The sequence below is a fragment of the Micromonospora sp. CPCC 206061 genome (assembly GCF_036906915.1).
Lineage (GTDB): Bacteria > Actinomycetota > Actinomycetes > Mycobacteriales > Micromonosporaceae > Phytohabitans.
Genome location: NZ_JBAKHX010000005.1, coordinates 127,155 through 144,650, shown reverse-complemented (window position 1 = coordinate 144,650; position 17,496 = coordinate 127,155). Strand labels below are relative to the sequence as shown.

Sequence of the window (17,496 nt, the reverse complement as noted above, 5' to 3'; positions counted from 1 at the left end):
GTCAAGGCATCTCCTTCGTGGCGATGGAAGCGGCGGCGGATGTGGTGAGTCCGTACGCCGTGGCATGGGTCTGCATCAGGCCGGCGTACCGGCCGCCGGCGCCGATCAACTCGTCGTGGGTGCCGGTCTCCACCACCGTGCCGGCGTCGACGACGACGATCCGGTCGGCGAACCGGACCGAACCCAGCCGGTGCGTGATGATGACGACGGCGCCGTCGCCGGACTCGCGCCGCTGCCGGGACTCGGCGGCGTACTGCTGGAACAGCCGTTGTTCGGTCTCCGGGTCGAGCGACGCGGTCGGTTCGTCAAAGACGACGAGCCGCGGCGCATCCCGCATGAACGCCCGCGCGACCGCGAGCCGCTGCCACTGCCCGGTGGACAGGTCGATGCCGTCGGGGAACGAGTCACCGAGCGGCGTGGCGAGCCCGGCCGGCAGCCTGGTCACCAGCGCACCGGCGTCAGCGGCATGCAGTGCGTCACCGATCCGCGCGGTGTCGTCGACGTACGGCAGGTCGCCGATGCCGACACCCTCACCCGCCGTCAGCTCGAACCGGACGAAGTCCTGGTACGCCGCGGACGTACCGGCCCGCCAGCCGGCCACGTCGAGGGCGCGCAGATCCCGACCGGCATACCGCACCTGACCTTCGGTCGGGTCGTACAGCCGGCACAGCAGCTTGCCGATCGTGGTCTTCCCGGCGCCGTTGCCGCCGACGATCGCGACCGTCTCACCGGGCCGGATCACCAGGTCGAGGCCGCGTAGCGCCGGTGTTGCCGATCCCGGGTAGCGGAACGTGACATCGTCCAACGCGACCGGACCGCTGGCGGCAGCGTCGGTGGTGACGGCAGGATCCGGCGGCTGCTCCTGGGCCAGCCGGGCGAGCACCGCGAGATAGCGTCCGGCGGTGCGGCGCGCCCGGACCAGCTGCACCCCGACGTCGGCGGCGATGGCCACCTGGCCGGTGACCTGTGCGGCCAACGTGATGGTCAGCAACACGTCACCGATGCTCGCCGCGGTGGCGACCGCCGACAGCAGGACCACGACGACCGCGCCGACGTACGCCGCGCCGAACATCACCGCCGACGCCGCCACCGGCCAGGTCGCTGCGTACTCGCCCCTTTCCCGCCGTCGTTGGGCGGCCGTGGCGACCTCATGATGACGGCGTCGCAGACCGGCGGCACCGCCGAGGGCGAGTTCCGCGGCGTGGTCGCGCCGGGACCCGATCCGGAACAGCGCGGTGGCCAGCCGGACGCCGGACACGGCCTGTTCCAGCGACCGTTGCCGGCGGGTGTCACCGCGCTGCCCAGCCCACACCTGCACCAGGCCGACCACCGGGAGCAGCACGAGCACCGGGTGCAGCGCACCGAGCACCACGACTGCGAACACCAACTGGACGACGGCACCGGTGAGGGTGAGGGCGAAGACCAGGATCTGGGCGACCCGGGTGATGTCCTGTTCCACCAGGCTGATCTCGTCGGCGACCGCCGGGTCCTCGTGGTGGGCCAGGCTCCAGCCTGTCATCGTCGCGTCCGCGAGCCGGAGTTCGATCGCGTGCCGGATCTTCTCCTCGACGACGGTACGCAACCCGAACGTGAACCACAGCAGGGGAATCTGCGCACCGACGGCCACCGCGAGCGCCACCGCGTACCCGGCGGCGGCCCCGGTGGCCCCATCGACGACGGCGTTGGCCGTGGCCCGGACCAACAGCGCCAGCACAACCGGCTGTACCGACATCGTGAGGGTGCCGAGCGCGGCCAGCAACGCCCGCGGCGGGTCGACGCGGACCGCCGTCGCGGCGACCGTCGCGACCGCCCGCCATCCGGTGGCGAGGCCGGTCACCGGACGCCCCCCGATGTCGCGAACGGAGCGGCCTGGGCGAGGTACATCGTGTAGTACCGCCCGCCGGCCGCCATCAGCTCGTCGTGCGTACCGTCCTCGATGACGGTCCCCTCACCGAACACGCAGATCCGGTCCATGCGTCTCACGACGGCGAACCGGTGGGACACCACGACGGTGGTGAGTCCCGCGGCGTTGGCCCGCAGCCGGTCGAAGATCTCCAGCTCCCCCGCGACGTCCACATTGGCCGTCGGTTCGTCGAGCAGCAGCGTCCGGGCGCCCTGCCGGACCGCGTAGAACGCCCGAGCCAGTGCCAGTCGCTGCCACTGGCCACCGGACAGGTCCACACCGCCGGGCTGTTCCGGGTCCAGCACAGTGTCGATCCCGTCGGGAAGGTCGGCGACCAGGTCACCGGCACCGGCGAGGTCGAGGCACTCCCGCACCACCCTCGGGTCGCCGGCTTCTCCCAGCATCGTGACGTTGTCGGCGACGGTCAGCGGCAACCGCACGAAGTCCTGGAACACCATGGCCAGCGAGCGGCGCCACGCCACCAGATCCAGCCCGGACAGGTCCTCGCCGTCGATCAGGATCCTGCCGGCGTCCGGTCGACCGAACCCGCCGAGGAGGTTCAGCAGGGTCGTCTTGCCGGCACCGTTGGCGCCGACCAGCGCCACCGACTCGCCGGCGGCGATCCGCAGCGACACCCCGCGCAGCGCGTCGGTGCTGGCACCGGGATACCGGAACCGCACATCGTCGACCACCAACGCGTCCCGTGGCTCGGGCGGCGGTGGTGCCACGCCCGCCGACGGTCGGGCCCCGGCCCTCCGCTGCTGGAGCCGCCGCAGCGCGGCCACGGGCGCGAGGGCGACGTCGAGCCCGTAGGCGGCAGCGCTCCCGAAGACCGCCGCGCTGCCGATCAACGCCTGGAGGAACACGGCGAACGCCGCCAACGACACCGCACCGCGGGCCGCTTCGACGACCAGCACGACGAACAGCACTACGTACAGCGGCACCAGTGCGGCGGCGAGCAGCAGGACCCGGCGGTTGCCGCGGCGCCGCTGCGCCCACAGCGCGGTGACCGGCACCTCCCATGCCTGGTGCAACCGGTCCAGCAGCCACGACCGCAGCCCGAAGACGCGGATCTCCTTGGCCGCCTGCGGTCCGGTCGCGAGCCCCCGCAGGTACTGGGCCCGCCTCAGCGCGGTGGCCTGGCCGAACAGCAGCTCCAGCCGGCGGTGGCTCTCCCGGGTGATCACCAGGCGCGCGACCACCCACGCCGCCCCGACGCACAATCCCACCCAGACGTGGAAGAAGAACAGGACGACCGCGGTACCCAGGGTCGAGAAGGTCGTCGTCGCCACCTCGGCGAGACCGGCGGTGGCCCGGTCGAGCGGCAGACCGCGGGCGGCACCGGCGACCAGGGCGAGGTCGTCGCGGGTCGCGTCGCCGTCGGGCAGGTCGCCGTCGTCCGCGGCGCACACCGCCAGGGCCTGGTCCCGCAACGCGATCGCGAGCCGCTGTCCGAGGACCTCGCCCCACACCCGCCGGGCCTGCGCGGCGCCCTGGGTGACGACGAAGACGACGCCCGCGGCCGTGGCCCACCAGACCAGTTGCCGTCCCGCCGGCGAGTCGAGGCCGCCGGCGACGGTCGCCGGCAGCTCACCCACCGCGAGTCCGGTGAACACCGCGAACGACGGCATGCCCACGATTCCGACAGCGATCGTGGCCGTCACCGCGAGCAGCCGGCCGGGATGGGTACGCCAGGCCAGCGCTACCAGGTCCAGCGTGCCTCGTTGGCGGAAGGCGCGGAGTCGGTCGAGAACAGCCATTAGACCGTTACCGGTGCCCGCAACAGGCCGGACGGGGACTGCAGGTACGCCACCAGCCGCGCGACCTCGCCACGGCTGAGCTCCTCCACCGTGGCCTTGGCGAACTTGTTGGCCAGCACCCTGGCGAACAACGAGTCAGGATAGCCGTGCCGGCGGACCAGGTCGCGCACCATCCGGAGCTGGGAACCGGCCGCCGGCCGGTCGTCGACCACCATCATGTCGGCGGAGCTACGGCCGTCCGGCCGGTAGCGGAAGGTGTCGCGCATGCCCAGCATCGCCTGCCGCTCGTCCATGTCGTCGAGGGGGAACACGTAGACCGGGTCGGCGCCGTCGCCCCGCTGCCGGGCGACATCGCGGAAGGTGGCCCGCATCGCGCGGTACTTCGCCTCCCGGTCGGGATGGTCGGCATCGTGCACGGCGGTGATGCGGGCGAACTCGGCGGCCAGGTCGGCCGGCAGCGGGTCGCCGACCCGCACCGCGCCGAACGGCTCCGACACCGCCTGCACGTAGCGGTCGCCGGCGAAGTTGTCGGCCGACAGGAACCGGTTGTGGGCGTTGCGCCGGAACCGGATGTTGAACGACATCCCGAAGTCGACGTAGTCGGCGAAGTGCCACACCAGCAGCGGCATGAACAGCGCGTCGGTCGGCTCCAGGATCGTCTGCATACCGCCGGCCAGGTCGATGAACGCGTCCCGTTCGGCCGGGGCCATCCCCTGCAGCCGGACCGAGCCGAGGTTGCCGAACGGGTGCAGCCACCGCGACGCCGATGGCGGGAACACCACCACCCGCTTCCGGCCGAAGACCTGCACCAGCAGCACGTGCCGCTGGTCCTGGTCGAAGTGCAGGTGGGCGTAGTTGCCGGGGCCGGCGAGGAACGCGTGCAGGAACAGGTCGTGCACGGGAGCCTGCGGGCGGCAGAACTCCGGCAGCGTGAACAGCTCCAACAACGTGGGTGGCACGTCCCACTCGGTGACGACCCGGCCGCTGTCCGGCTCGTCGCCGTACCGGCCGACGTAGTCGTCGAGGGAAGCGAGCTCCGGTTCCGGGGCCTGCCCGTCACCGGCGAAACTGCGGCTGTACTCCTCCTTGATCAGCACCGGCGCGGCACCGAGCAGCCGGCGAGCCCCCGCCACGGTGGCGGCATCGGCGATCGGCTGGTCCCGGAACAGTCCGCGCACTACGACGGGCCGGCGTGGGAGCGCGTAGGTGTCCCACAGGTCCGTCGCCGCCGCCGCGGTGATCTCCGGAATCTCCCGTACCATCGTTGCTCCTCCTCATTGCCCGGTACGGCCGTGACGGGCAGGGTCGTGACGCCGCAGCGCGGCGCCGCACTCGGCGACGGTCGGGTGCGCGAAGATCATGGCGACCGGCACCGGCACCCCGGCCCGCAGCGCCTCGGTCATCCGGGCCGCGGCGGCGACCGCGGCGAGTTCGGTGCCACCGCGGTCGAAGAAGTTGTCGAATATCCCGATCCGGGGCACGCCCACGACCTCGGCCCAGACGGCGGCGATCCGCCGTTCGACGTCGTCTCGGGGCGCGTCCCACGAGACTGGGTCGTCGGACGCGGTGGCGGGGTCGTCGGACGCCGCAGCGCGACCGGCTGCCGGCAGTGCCGTCACCAGCGCCGACAACGGCAGCTCCGGGTCGTCGGCGACCAGGTCCAGCAGCCGCCGGTACGCATCGGCCAGCCCCTGCACGGTGGCCCGGTCGAACAGGTCGGTGGCGTAGACGAACTCCGCGCTCCACCGGCCGTCACCGTGGTCGACGACGTGCAGCTCCAGGTCGACCCGGGTGGTGACCAGGTCCAGCGGGAACGCCTCCGAGCGCAGGCCCGGCAGTTGCGGTCCGGTGTCGCCGGCCGGGAACTGCGACACCTGGAACAGCGTCTGCACCAGCGGGTTGCGACTCAGGTCCCGGGCCGGGGCCAGCCGCTCCACCAACCGCTCGAACGGGACGTCTTGGTGGTCGTAGACGTCGATGGTCACGCGCCGGACCCGCTCCAGCAGCTCCTCGAACGACGGGTCGCCCGCGCAGTCCACCCGCATCACCAGGGTGTTGACGAAGAACCCGACCAGCCCTTCCAGCTCCCGGTGGCTGCGTCCGGCACCCGCCGAACCCACCACCACGTCGTCGCCGGCACCGGTCCGGGACAGCACCGCGACGTAGGCGGCCAGCAGCAGCATGAACATCGTCGCGGGTGTCGCCCGCGCCACGGCAGCGACCTCGGTCATCAGCTCCGGCGGCAATTCGACCGCCAGCCGGTGTCCCTGGAAGCTCATCGACCGGGGCCGCGGCCGGTCGATGGGCAGCCGCAGCGTCGGCGGCATACCGCGCAACCGGTCACTCCACCAGTCCAACTCCCGTTCCAGCAGCTCACCGGTCAGCCACTGCCGTTGCCACGAGGCGAAGTCGGCATACTGGACCGGCAATTCCGGCAGCGCGGCCGCGTCGTCGGTGCGGTAGTAGCGGCCCAACTCGCCGGTGAAGACCTGCAGCGACCACCCGTCGGCGACGATGTGGTGCAGGACCACGAGCAGTACATGGTCGCGTGGCCCGATGCGGAACACCACGAACCGGTACAGCGGGCCGGCCGTCAGGTCGAAGACCCGCCGACCCCATCGCTGTACGGCGTCCCGCGCGGCGTCGGCGTCGGCGACCTCGACCACCGGCAGCTCCACCTCGGCCGCCGCGGCCACAACCTGCCGTACCTCACCGTCCACCACCGGGAACGCCGCCCGCAGCACCGCGTGCCGCGCCACCACCGCGGTCAGTGCCCGGCGCAGCCGCTGCAGGTCCAGGGCACCGTCGAACCGGACCGCCGACGCCGTGTTGTAGAACGGGTTGTCGGGCACGAGGCGATTGGTGAACCACAGCCGTTCCTGTCCGAACGACAGCGGCAGGTCGTCACGGCCGGCGAGGTCGTCGGGGAACGTACGGGTCAGTGCCGGCAGCCGCGGCCGCGTCGAGACCGCATCGTCGATCAGGCGGGCCACCTCCGTCAGCGTCGGCCCCTCGAACAGCGTGGACAGCTCGACGTCGAGCCCGAACACGTCCCGCACCCGGGCCGTCACCTGTACCGCGAGCAGCGAGTGACCGCCCAGGGCGAAGAAGTTGTCGTGCCGCCCGACCTCGTCGAGACCGAGCACCTCCGCCCAGATCCCCGCGACCAGTTCCTCGGTCGGCGTCGACGCCTCCGACCGGGTCGGCTCCCCGTCGCCGCCCGACTCCGGCACCGGTTCCGGCAACGCGGTCCGGTCCACCTTGCCGCTGGTGGTCTTCGGGAGTGCCGGCAGCCGGACGAACCGCTGCGGCAGCAGGTACGCCGGCAGTTTCGGCCGCAACCAGTCCCGGAGCGCGTCGGCGGCCGGCACACCGTCACCCGCGACGTACGCCACCAGATGCCGGTCGGTGCCGTCACCACGGGGCACCACGGCCGCCTCCCGGATCGCGGGATGCTCCCGCAACCGGGACTCGATCTCGCCGCATTCCACCCGGTAGCCACGGATCTTCACCTGGTGGTCCGCGCGGCCGGCGAACTCCAGGCGACCATCGGCGGTCCAGCGGCCCAGGTCCCCGGACCGGTACAGGCGCCCACCCGGCCGTTCCGCGAACGGGTCGGGCAGGAACCGTTGCGCGGTGATGCCCGGCTGGCCGACGTATCCCCAGGCCACTCCGGCACCGCCGAGGTGGATCTCACCGACGGCACCGACCGGCACCGGCGCCATCCGATCGTCGAGCAGGTACACCGTCATGTTGGCGACGGGCCGTCCGATCGTCGGCGTGTCCGGGATGGTGGCCGGGGTGTAGGTCTGCTCGGTGGAGTACACGCCGGCCTCGGTGGTCCCGTACACGTGGTGCACCGTGCCGATGCGGTCACCCCATCGGCGCAGCGTCTCCACCGGCATGGCCTCGCCACCGATGGCGAGGTGCCGCAGGGTCGCACCGCACTCCGGTCGCAGTCCCGTCCACAACGCCGGCACGGTCTGCATGACGTCGATCCGCGCGGTGCGCAGGAAGTCCTCCAGCCCCGTGCCGTAGCTGCGGTCCTGCGGAGCGATATGGAGCGTGGCGTGGCTGCTCACCGCCACCGCCACGTCCAGCAGCGCCACGTCGAACGCCAGTGACAGGGCCTGCCCCACCCGCACGCCCGGCCCCACCTCCCAGGCACGACGGCTGTACGCGGTGACCTCGGCGAGGCTGCCGTGCGTCACGCACACGAGTTTCGGCTGTCCGGTGGAACCAGAGGTCGTGATGATGTACGCGGCGTCGTCGGGGCTCAGCACCGCCGCCGGCACCGCTGCCTCCGTCACGTCCCCGACCGGTACGCCACCAGCGTCGACGACGACGGCCGGCACCGGCAGCCGCACCGGTCCCGGCTCGGTCACCAACGCCGCCATGGCGGTGGTCGTGGCCACGCGTTCCCACCGCTCCACCGGGTCCGCTCGGTCCAGCGGCGCGCACACCCCGCCGGCGCGCCACACGGCCAACAACGCCACCACGGCACCGACGCCGCGGGATGTCCCGACGCCCACCACCGCACCGGGCGTCACACCGGCTGCCACCAGCGCCGCTGCGAGCCGCTCCACCCGCTCGGTCAGATCGTCGTAACTGACGGCGACATCACCGCATACCACCGCCAGTCCACCACCGGTCTGGCGGGCGGCCAGTTCCGGTACCAGCGCCGCGGGAACGGTCACCGCACCACCCGCCAGCGCATCCCGTTCCGCGACGGTGAGCGGTTCCAGTTTCTGCAGCGGTACCCCCGGGTCCGCGGCCACCGTCGCCAGCAGTCGCAGATAGCTGTCGGCGAACCGGGTCATCGTCGCGGTGTCGAACAGTTCGGAGGCGTAGACGAACTGGGCGTGCCACCGGCCGTCGCCGTGGTCGACGACGTGCAGTTCCAGGTCCAGCCGGGTGGTCACCAGGTCCACAGCGAAGTCATCGACGACCATGCCTGGCAGGTCAAGCGTCGCGCCGGCGTGCACCACCTGGAACACCGTCTGCACCAGCGGGTGGCGGCTGAGGTCTCGGGTCGGGGCGAGCCGCTCCACCAGCCGCTCGAACGGCACGTCCGCGTGGTCCATAGCGGCGATGGTCACCTGGCGCACCCGGGCCAGCAGCTCCCGGAACGACACATCCGTGCCACCGGTCGCGTCGCGGCAGTCGACCCGGGCCGGCAACAGGTTCGCGAACGGGCCGATGACGGTGTCCAGCGCACGGTGCGCCCGGCCGGCGGTGGGGATCCCGACGACCACGTCGGGGTAGCCGCCCGTCCGCACCAGCAGAACGGCGTACACCGCCAGCAGCGTCATGAACATGGTCGCGGACTCCGCCCGCGCCACACGCGCCACTGCCGCCATGAGCTCTGGCGGCAGGGTGACGTCGACCGTCCCACCGGCGAACCGTGGCTTCGGCGGTCGCGGGTGGTCGGTCGGCAGGTCCAGCACCGGGGGCGCCCCGGTCAGTTGGTCGACCCACCAGTCCAGCTGCCGCGCCGTCACGTCGGTGCCCAGCCACGACTGTTGCCACACCGCGAAGTCGGCGTACTGGACCGGCAGTTCCGGCAGGTCGTGGGCGCCGTCGTACCGCTGGGCCACCTCCGCGGCCAGCAGCTGCATGGAGAGGCCGTCAGTGACGATGTGGTGCAGCGAAACCAGCAGCACCTGGTCGCCGGGCGCGATCCGGAACAGCACGAACCGGTACAGCGGGCCGGCCGCCAGGTCGAACACCCGCCGACCCCACTGCTGGGCCGCCGCCCGCGCCGCATCGGCGTCGGCGACGTCGACTACCGGCAGCACCACATCGGACGCGGGCGCCACCACCTGCCGGGGCTGCCCGTCGACGCTCGGGAACGAACTGCGCAGCACCGCGTGCCGGTCCACCACGTCGGCCAGTGCCTGCCGCAGCCGGGCCGCGTCACAGTCGCCGCGCAGCCGTACCGCGAACCCGGTGTTGTAGAGCGGGTTGCCGGGCACCAGCTCGGTCATGAACCACAGCTGCCGCTGGCCGGCCGACAGCGGTGCCGGGCCGGTGTCACCGCGACGCCGCAGCGGCGGCCGGCTCTGGTCCGATGCGCGCGCCCCGTCAATGACAGTGGAGAGCGCCTCGACCGTAGGGTGCGCGAACAGCATCGCCACCGGCACGTCCTGCCCGAGCGCCTCCCCGATCCGGGTGGCGGCGCGGGCGGCGAGCAGGGAATGCCCGCCAAGCGCGAAGAAGTCGTCGGTGGCGCCGACCGCCTCGACGCCCAGCACCTCGGCCCAGATGCCGGCCAGCAGCTCCGCGGTTTGGTTGCCGGGCCGCCGGTGGGCGCCGTCCGACCGTTCCGGTTTCGGCGCCGGCAACGCCGCCCGGTCCAGTTTCCCGCTCGCCGTCGTCGGCAACGCTGCGAGCGTCACGAACGCCGACGGCACCATGTAGTCCGGCAACCACCGGGCCAGGTACGCCCGGAGGTCCCGGATCGCCACGTCGTCGGCGGCGGGCACGACGTACGCCACCAGCCGCTGGTCCTGGCCGTCGGCACGGGCGACCACGGTGGCCTCCCGGACCGCCGGATGGTCCCGCAGCACCGCCGTCACCTCGTCGCATTCAACGCGGTAGCCACGGATCTTCACCTGGTCGTCGACCCGGCCGCAGAACACCACGGTGCCGTCGGCGGTCCACCGGCCGAGGTCACCGGTCCGGTACAGCCGGGCGCCGGCGCGCCCCGAGAACGGGTCCGGCACGAACCGCTCCGCCGTCGCGGCCGGCTGTCCCGCATACCCGCGGGCGATCCCGGCACCCCCGATGTACAGCTCCCCCGTCACGCCAACCGGCACCGGACGCATCCGGCCGTCAAGGACGTACATCGTGCTGTTGCCGATCGGCCGGCCGATCGGCGGATACGTGGCGACGGGGGCGACGACGTCCATGCTGGTGCACACAACCGTCGCCTCGGTCGGCCCGTACGCGCTGACGAACCGCCGGCCGACGGCCCAGTGGTTGACCACGTCCACCGGGATGGTCTCGCCGCCTGAGATGATCGTCCGCAGCGCCGGTAGCGGCTCCCGGGGCAGCGATCGCAGGGCCGCGGACAGGATCGCCGCGCACGTCACCTCGCCGTCGCGCAGCGTCCGTAGCAGGTCGGAACCGACCCCGGCGCGGCCGGGCGGTGGCAGCACCAGTGTCGCCCCGGTGGTCAGCGCGAGGCTGAAGTCGAAGACGCTGGCGTCGAACCGCACCGGCGCGAGTTGCAGCACCCGTTGCCCCACGCCACCGCCGTGGGCCGCCCGCAGGGCGGCGGCGAGATTCGCGACGGCACCATGCGGCACCACCACACCCTTCGGCCGCCCCGTCGACCCGGACGTGTAGACGACGTAGATCGGGTGCTCGGGCCGTGCCAGCGGCGGCAGTGGCCCTGCCGGCTGGGCCGCGACCGCGGCGGCCTCGGCGGACAGCAGGTACTCCGGATGCCCGAGGCCCCGCGGCACGTCGGTGACCAGGAACGCCGCGGCGCCATCGGTGAGCAGATACGGCGCCCGCTCCGGCGGTTCCTCGGGGTCGAGCGGGAGGTACGCGCCGCCGGCCTTCATGATGCCGAGCAGCACCACCAGCAGGTCGATCCCACGCGGCAGGCACACCCCCACCACCACCTCCGGCCCCACTCCCCGGGCCCGCAGGTGGTGCGCGAGCTGGTTGGCCCGCCGGTCGAGGTCGCGGTAGCTGAGCCGGTCGTCGCCACAGCTCACAGCGACGGCGTCCGGGGTGGTGGCCGCCTGCGCCGCGACCAGCTCCGGCAGGGTGGCCCCGGCGACCTCCAGCGTGGTGGCGTTGAAGTCCCGGACCACGAGGTCGTACTCCGCCGCCGACAGCTCGATCTCATCCGCGCGCACGTCGGGGTCGGCAGCGATCGCCGCCAGCACCCGGAGGTAGTCCGCAGCGATCCGCTCCACCGCGGCAGGGTCGTACCCACCGGGGCGGTACGCCAGGATGAGTTCCGGCCGCGCTCCCGGTACCACCGCCAGCGCGAGGTCGTAGTGGACACCGGCGGACGTCGGTTCGAACCATGCCTCCCGACCGTCGGCGAGCAGGTCGGAGTCGCCGACCACGCCGTCCGGCCCGGTCACCGGCGGCACGGCCGGCAACTCCTGGAACGAGAACAGGTACCGCAACAGGGGCCGGTCCTGGAGTTCCGGACGCAGCCACGCGCCGATCCGCCACAGCGGTGTGGTGATCGGTTCGCCCAGGTAGTCGGCGCGTTGCCGGTGCACCGTGGCGATCACGTCGCGGGCGCTGCCCGTCGGTGCCACCACGGCGCCCACCGGCAACGTGTTGGTCAGCAGCCCGATCTCCCGCGACAGGTCGGCACCGAGCTCCCGGCCGGCATGGTGCCGCAACGACTCCGTGACGCCGCAGGTGACCGCGGCCGACCCGGACGCCCTCGCGCAGGTGAGCAGCCACGCGCCGAGGTACAGGTTGGCCGCGGTGGTGCCCAGCTCCGTCCGCGCCGACTCCACGGCCGCCGCCAGCGGCCGGTTCACCCGGAACCGGTACTGCTCGTGGGCACCGGCGAGTCCGGTCTCCGCGCCGACCCGCCATCCGGCCGCGGTCCCGCTGTCGTGCCGGCACACCGTCGCCAGCGTCGCCTCCCAGTGCGCCCGGTGCTGCCCGGGGTCCTGGGAGTCGCACCAGCGCAGGAAGTCCGCGTACCGGTCAGGCCCGTCGTCGGCGGCGGCCGGCGCGTCCGATAGCAGCGAGGCGCGCAGCAGCTCCACGCTCACCCCGTCGAGGACGATGTGGTGGAAGGTGAGGATCAGGTCCCACACGTCGTCCTCGAACCGCACCACGACCGGCCGCGCCAGCGGTGGCGCGGCCAGGTCGAAGCCGTCGCGCCGTTGCCCCGCGATTAGGTCGCGGTACCGCGGGATCCGGTCCGACCGCGGCTCCTGCCGCCAGTCGAACAGCGGTACGTCGACGTCACCGACCGCGCCGACGACCACCTGCACAAGGTCACCGCCGGCCGACCGCCGGAAGCCGGTCCGCAGCGCCGCGTGGCGGGCAACCAGGGCGGCGAACCGGGCACGCACGGCATCGACATCGCACGCTCCGGTGACCCGCCATCGCGCCTGCTGGACGTAGGCGGCCGGGTCGGCGGCACCGACGGCATGCAGCAGCAGTCCCCGCTGCAGCCCCGACATCGGCAGTTGGCGTTCGCCACCCGACACGGTCATCCCGCCTCCCGCGTGGTGTGGGCCACCGTCGCGGTCGTGCCACGGGTGGCGAGTTGCCGGACCGTCTGGTCGCTGAACACGTCTTGGATGCCGATGTGGCAGCCAGCGTCTCGGGCCCGGGCGACGAGTTCGATGGCGAGCAGGGAGTTGCCGCCGAGGGCGAAGAAGTTCTGCTCCACTCCCACCTCGGCGGGCGGCAGCCCGAGCAGGTCCGCGAAGACGCCGCACAGCCGCTGCTCCAGTTCGGTGCTCGGTGGCACCACACCGGCGGCGCCGGACCCGAACGCAGTGTCCGTCCAGTGGACCGGTGCGCGCCGCAACTGTTCCCGGTCCACCTTCCCGGATGCCGTCCGGGGCAGCCGGGTGACCGGCACGATCGCCGAGGGCACCTCGTATCGCGGCAGCCGGGCCCGCAGGTAGCGGGTGAGCCGCTCCCCGAGCGCCTTCGCACCGGCCGCGTCACCGGCGGTGTAGGGGTGGTTGGCCAGCAGCTCGTCGGGCAGCGACACGGGTTCCGGGACCGCGACCGGCGGATCCCACCGCCCGTCCCCGACCCAGAACACCGCGTCCAACACGGTCCCGGGCTCGGCCGGATCGGCACCCGCCGGTCGGGTCACGCACACCTGCCGGCCGGCGTCCGCCGCCATCCGCGTCAGCTCCTCGACGTCGGAGCCCGTGACGTCCGCGACGGGCAGGTTACGCAGGCCCGCCAGGGTGCGCTGGTAGCCGGCGAGCCGCCGATCCGGGATGCCGCGGACGCCGATGACGGATTTCGGTTCGGCACCCCGCAGGACCACCTCCACGCCGGCGTGCGTACCGGTCAGGTCCCGGTGGTCGAACCAGGTCACGGTGGGGGCCTCCGCCGCTCCCCCCACCTGCAGCGAGGCGTCGTACCGGAACAGCGTCATCTCGTTGTCGTGCCGCCCACCGCGCGGCTCGACGACGACCTTGGTGACCGCCTCGCAGGTCTCCGGCAGTCCCCAGAACAGCGCCGGCGCCACCGTCAGTTCGGTCTCCCGAAGCACCCCGCGCTGCACTCGGACGGCGAGGTCCCGCCCGCTCGGCGGCTGTTCCCCAGCCGTCTCCACGAACAGCCGGTGCAGCGGCGCCAGGGTGTGGTCCCGCATGTCCCCGACGAAGATCCAGCCACCCGGCGCCACCAGCCGCGCCACCGAGGTCAGCACGGTGCGCAGGTAGTCGAGGTCGGGGAAGTACTGGCACACCGAGTTGAGGATGACGAGATCCACACCCTGGGCCCCGGGATGCCGCGTCGCCGCCAGCGCATCCGCCTCGAACAGCGTGACGTTACGCAGCCCGCGGCGGTCCACTTCGGACTGCAGCTGGGCCACCACCGGCGCGGAGATGTCACAGCCCAGGTATTCGTCGCAGCCCGGGACCCCGTCACCGCCAGCGAGCAGCGGCCACATCAGCAGCCCGCTGCCGCATCCGATCTCCAGCACCCGGGACGGTGCGAGCCGCCGGATCCGGGCCACGGTCGTGTCCCGCCACTCCCGCATCTCCGCCGGCGGCACCGGTTCGCGGGTACGGCTGTCGACCCAGCCGCGGACGTCGAACGCCGGGTCGCCGACGTCACCCTGCCGGTAGATCTGGTCCCATACCGCCCGCCACGACGCCACCTGATCCGGGTGCCGGTCCCCGCCTGGTGCCCGCCGTTTCGGCACCACGTACCCCACGAGCCGACGTTCCCCGGGCAGGTCCTCCCGGTCGACGACGGCGACCTCACCGACAGCCGGGTGCTCCCACAGGCAGGACTCCACCTCGCCACACTCGATGCGGTAGCCCCGGACCTTGACCTGGCTGTCGAGCCGCCCGTGGAACGTCAGCTGCCCGTCGGTGTTCCACCGCACCAGATCGCCGGTCCGGTACAGCCGTGCTCCGACCCGGTCCGAGAACGGGTCAGGAACGAACCGCTCAGCGGTGAGCGCGGGACGGTTCACGTAGCCCCAGGCCACGCCGGTACCGCCGATATACAGCTCACCGAGCGCACCTACCGGCACCGGGTCCCCGTGCACGTCGAGAACGTGCGCCTCGGTGTTGGCGACCGGCCCGCCGATCGGTGGCGGCTGCTCACCACCGGCGTCGACCACGGCACCGGTCGCGTAGATCGTGCACTCCGTCGGCCCGTACAGGTTCATGACCAGCCGGGTGTCGGGCTCGTCGTGGAGCTTGTCGACCAGCGCCCGCGGGAGCTGCTCACCCGCGAGACCGATCACCTCGAGTCCGCGCGGCAGTCCGGTCGCGACGAGCTGCGCCGCCGCCGACGGCACGGTGTTGAGCATCGCCCGGTGGCAGCCCGGTGGCAGCCCGTCGACCAGGTTCCGCACATCGTCGACGAGGACCACCCGGCCACCCACGGTCAACGGCCCGAACAGTTCGACCATCGCGATGTCGAACGTGTACGCCGTGCTCGCGATGGTGTCGAGGGCGGGCGGGGACGCCTGCTCCCCCACGTGCCGCCGGAGGAAGCCGGTGTGCCAGCGGAGCAGGTTGACGACAGCCCGGTGCGGCACCAGTACGCCCTTCGGGCGACCGGTGGATCCGGACGTGTACAGCACGTACGCCGCGTCGTCGGGCCGGGCCACCACCCCAGGCGGCGGCTCGGACGTTGCGGCGACGATGCCGTCGGAACCGACCCGCAGCACCGGTGCCGACACACCCGCGATCGGTCCGTCCGCCACCACCAGCACCACACCGGCGTCCCCGACGACGAACTCCCACCGTTCGGCGGGGTCGTCCGGGTCCAGCGGCACACACACGGCAGCGAGGCGCCACACCGCCAGCATCGCCACCAGGAGACCGGAGTCGCGCGACATCCCGATCGCCACCATCGACCCCCGGCCGACGCCACGGGCGCGCAGCGCCGCCGCCAGCACACCGACCCGGCGGTCCAACTCCCCGTACGTCGTCCCGGTGCCGCCGCGCAGCACCGCCACCGCGCCGGGATCCTGCCCGGCGACCAGCTCCGGCACCGTCGTGTCCGGGACCGGGACGGCGGTGTCGTTGCGGGCCGCCAACCAGCTGCGCTGATCGTCGTCGAGCACCGGCAACCGGGACACCGGCAGGTCCGGATCGTCAGCGGCGGCCGCCAGCAGCCGCAGAAACACGTCCGCCAAGCGGCGCACCGTCGACGCCGAGAACAGGTCGGTGGCGTACACCCACCGCCCTGTCCACCGCCCGTCACCGTGGTCGATGACGTGCAACTCGAGGTCCAGTCGCGTGGTCACCAGGTCGAGCGGGAACTCGGTGGCCGTGACGCCCGACAGCCGCGGCAGTCCACCACCACCGCGACCCGGTTGCCAGACCTGGAACAGCGTCTGCACCAGCGGGTTGCGGCTCAGCTCCCGGGACGGGGCAAGGTCGTCCACCAACTGGTCGAACGGCAGGTCCTGGTGGTCGTACGCACCGACCGTCAGCTGCCTCACCCTGGCGACCAGGGTGCGAAACGACGGATCGTCGGAGCAGTCCACCCGCAGCACCAACGTGTTGACGAAGAACCCGATCAGCTGCTCCAGCTCACGATGGGTGCGGCCGGCGGCCGGCGAACCCACCACCACGTCGTCACCGGCGCCGAACCGCGACAGCAGCACGGCGTACGCGGCCAACAGCGTCATGTACATCGTCGCGGTCGCCGCCCGCCCGACGCGGGCGACCGCCGCCATCAGGTCCGGCGGAAACGCCACGTCCAGCCGCCGGCCACGGAAACTCTGGGTCGCGGGTCGGACCCGGTCGATCGGCAGCGCCATCGCCGCCGGCGCTCCCCGCAGCCGTTCCCGCCACCAGCGCAGTTCCCGCGGCGCCATGTCGTCGAGCCACGACCGCTGCCACACGGCGAAGTCGGCGTACTGCACCGGCAGTGCCGGCAGCCCTGGGTCACCGTCGGCGTCATACCACCGGCTGAACTCGTCGACCAGCAGACCCATGGACCAGCCGTCGGTCACGATGTGGTGCAGCACCAACACCAGTACGTGGTCGTCGGCGGCACACCGGAACAGTCCGGCCCGGATCAGCGGACCGGACCCGAGGTCGAACGGTCGCCGGCACCATTGCTCGGCGGCGGCCCGCGCCGCGTCCAGGTCGGCGACCTGCATCACCGGCAGCGGCACCTCGACCGCCTCCGCCACCACCTGCCGCGGGCGACCACCGGCATCCGGGAACGACGTCCGCAGCGCCGCGTGCCGCGCCACCACCGCGGCCAGTGCCCGTTCCAGCCGTCCGACGTCGACCGTCCCCCGCAGCCGGAACGCCATCTCGGCGTTGTAGAAGGGGTTGCCGGGAGCGAGTTGGCTGAGGAACCACATCCGCCGCTGCGCGGACGACAACGGCGCCGCGGTGCCGTCGACGCACGGCGTCAGCCGCGGTGCGGTCACGCCTTGGGACCGGGCCGCGTCGAGTTGTCGGGCGAACGCCGCGACCGTCGGTGCCTCGAACAGCGCGGAGAAGTCCAGCTCCTGACCGAAGACGTCACGCACCCGCGCCAGGATGCGGGCCACCGTGATCGAGTGGCCACCCAACGCGAACAGGTTGTCGTCGAGCCCGACGGACTCCGTGCCCAGAACCTGGGCCCAGATCTCCTGCAACAGCACTTCCGTCGATCTCGTCACCG

General features: G+C 72.6%; 5 protein-coding genes. All 5 read right to left on the bottom strand.

Translation table 11 applies throughout. From position 1 onward, the window contains the following. Nucleotide 1: 1 nt before the first annotated feature. The 5 genes from V6V89_RS06625 to V6V89_RS06605 are packed head-to-tail and all read right to left on the bottom strand — an operon-like array spanning nucleotide 2 to nucleotide 17,494. The gene (locus tag V6V89_RS06625) at nucleotides 2–1,837 is read right to left on the bottom strand and encodes an ABC transporter ATP-binding protein (RefSeq protein ID WP_334618066.1); all 1,836 of its coding nucleotides are present in this window, start codon (nucleotides 1,835–1,837) and stop codon (nucleotides 2–4) included. Continuing rightward, nucleotides 1,834–3,663 (bottom strand): ABC transporter ATP-binding protein, encoded by a 1,830-nt coding sequence (locus V6V89_RS06620; protein ID WP_334618065.1) that lies wholly within the window; start codon nucleotides 3,661–3,663, stop codon nucleotides 1,834–1,836. Before V6V89_RS06620 ends, V6V89_RS06625 begins: the two co-directional genes overlap by 4 nt. Beyond that, a complete protein-coding gene (locus V6V89_RS06615; RefSeq protein WP_334618064.1) occupies nucleotides 3,663–4,925 on the bottom strand; it encodes a cupin-like domain-containing protein in 1,263 nt (420 codons plus the stop codon). The genes V6V89_RS06620 and V6V89_RS06615 overlap by 1 nt, the downstream gene beginning before the upstream one ends. 12 nt (nucleotides 4,926–4,937) lie before the next feature. Further along, complete coding sequence (locus V6V89_RS06610) at nucleotides 4,938–12,872, bottom strand: amino acid adenylation domain-containing protein (RefSeq protein ID WP_334618063.1); 7,935 nt, start codon at nucleotides 12,870–12,872, stop codon at nucleotides 4,938–4,940. Then, nucleotides 12,869–17,494, bottom strand: coding sequence for a non-ribosomal peptide synthetase (locus tag V6V89_RS06605; RefSeq protein ID WP_334618062.1), 4,626 nt, complete (start codon nucleotides 17,492–17,494; stop codon nucleotides 12,869–12,871). The genes V6V89_RS06610 and V6V89_RS06605 overlap by 4 nt, the downstream gene beginning before the upstream one ends. Nucleotides 17,495–17,496 lie beyond the last annotated feature (2 nt).

What these genes read in the sequence shown, in the direction of transcription:
- V6V89_RS06610 (WP_334618063.1), bottom strand. Translation starts at nt 12,872, where the DNA reads ATGACCGTGTCGGGTGGCGAACGCCAACTGCCGATGTCGGGGCTGCAG.
- V6V89_RS06615 (WP_334618064.1), bottom strand. Translation starts at nt 4,925, where the DNA reads ATGGTACGGGAGATTCCGGAGATCACCGCGGCGGCGGCGACGGACCTG.
- V6V89_RS06620 (WP_334618065.1), bottom strand. Translation starts at nt 3,663, where the DNA reads ATGGCTGTTCTCGACCGACTCCGCGCCTTCCGCCAACGAGGCACGCTG.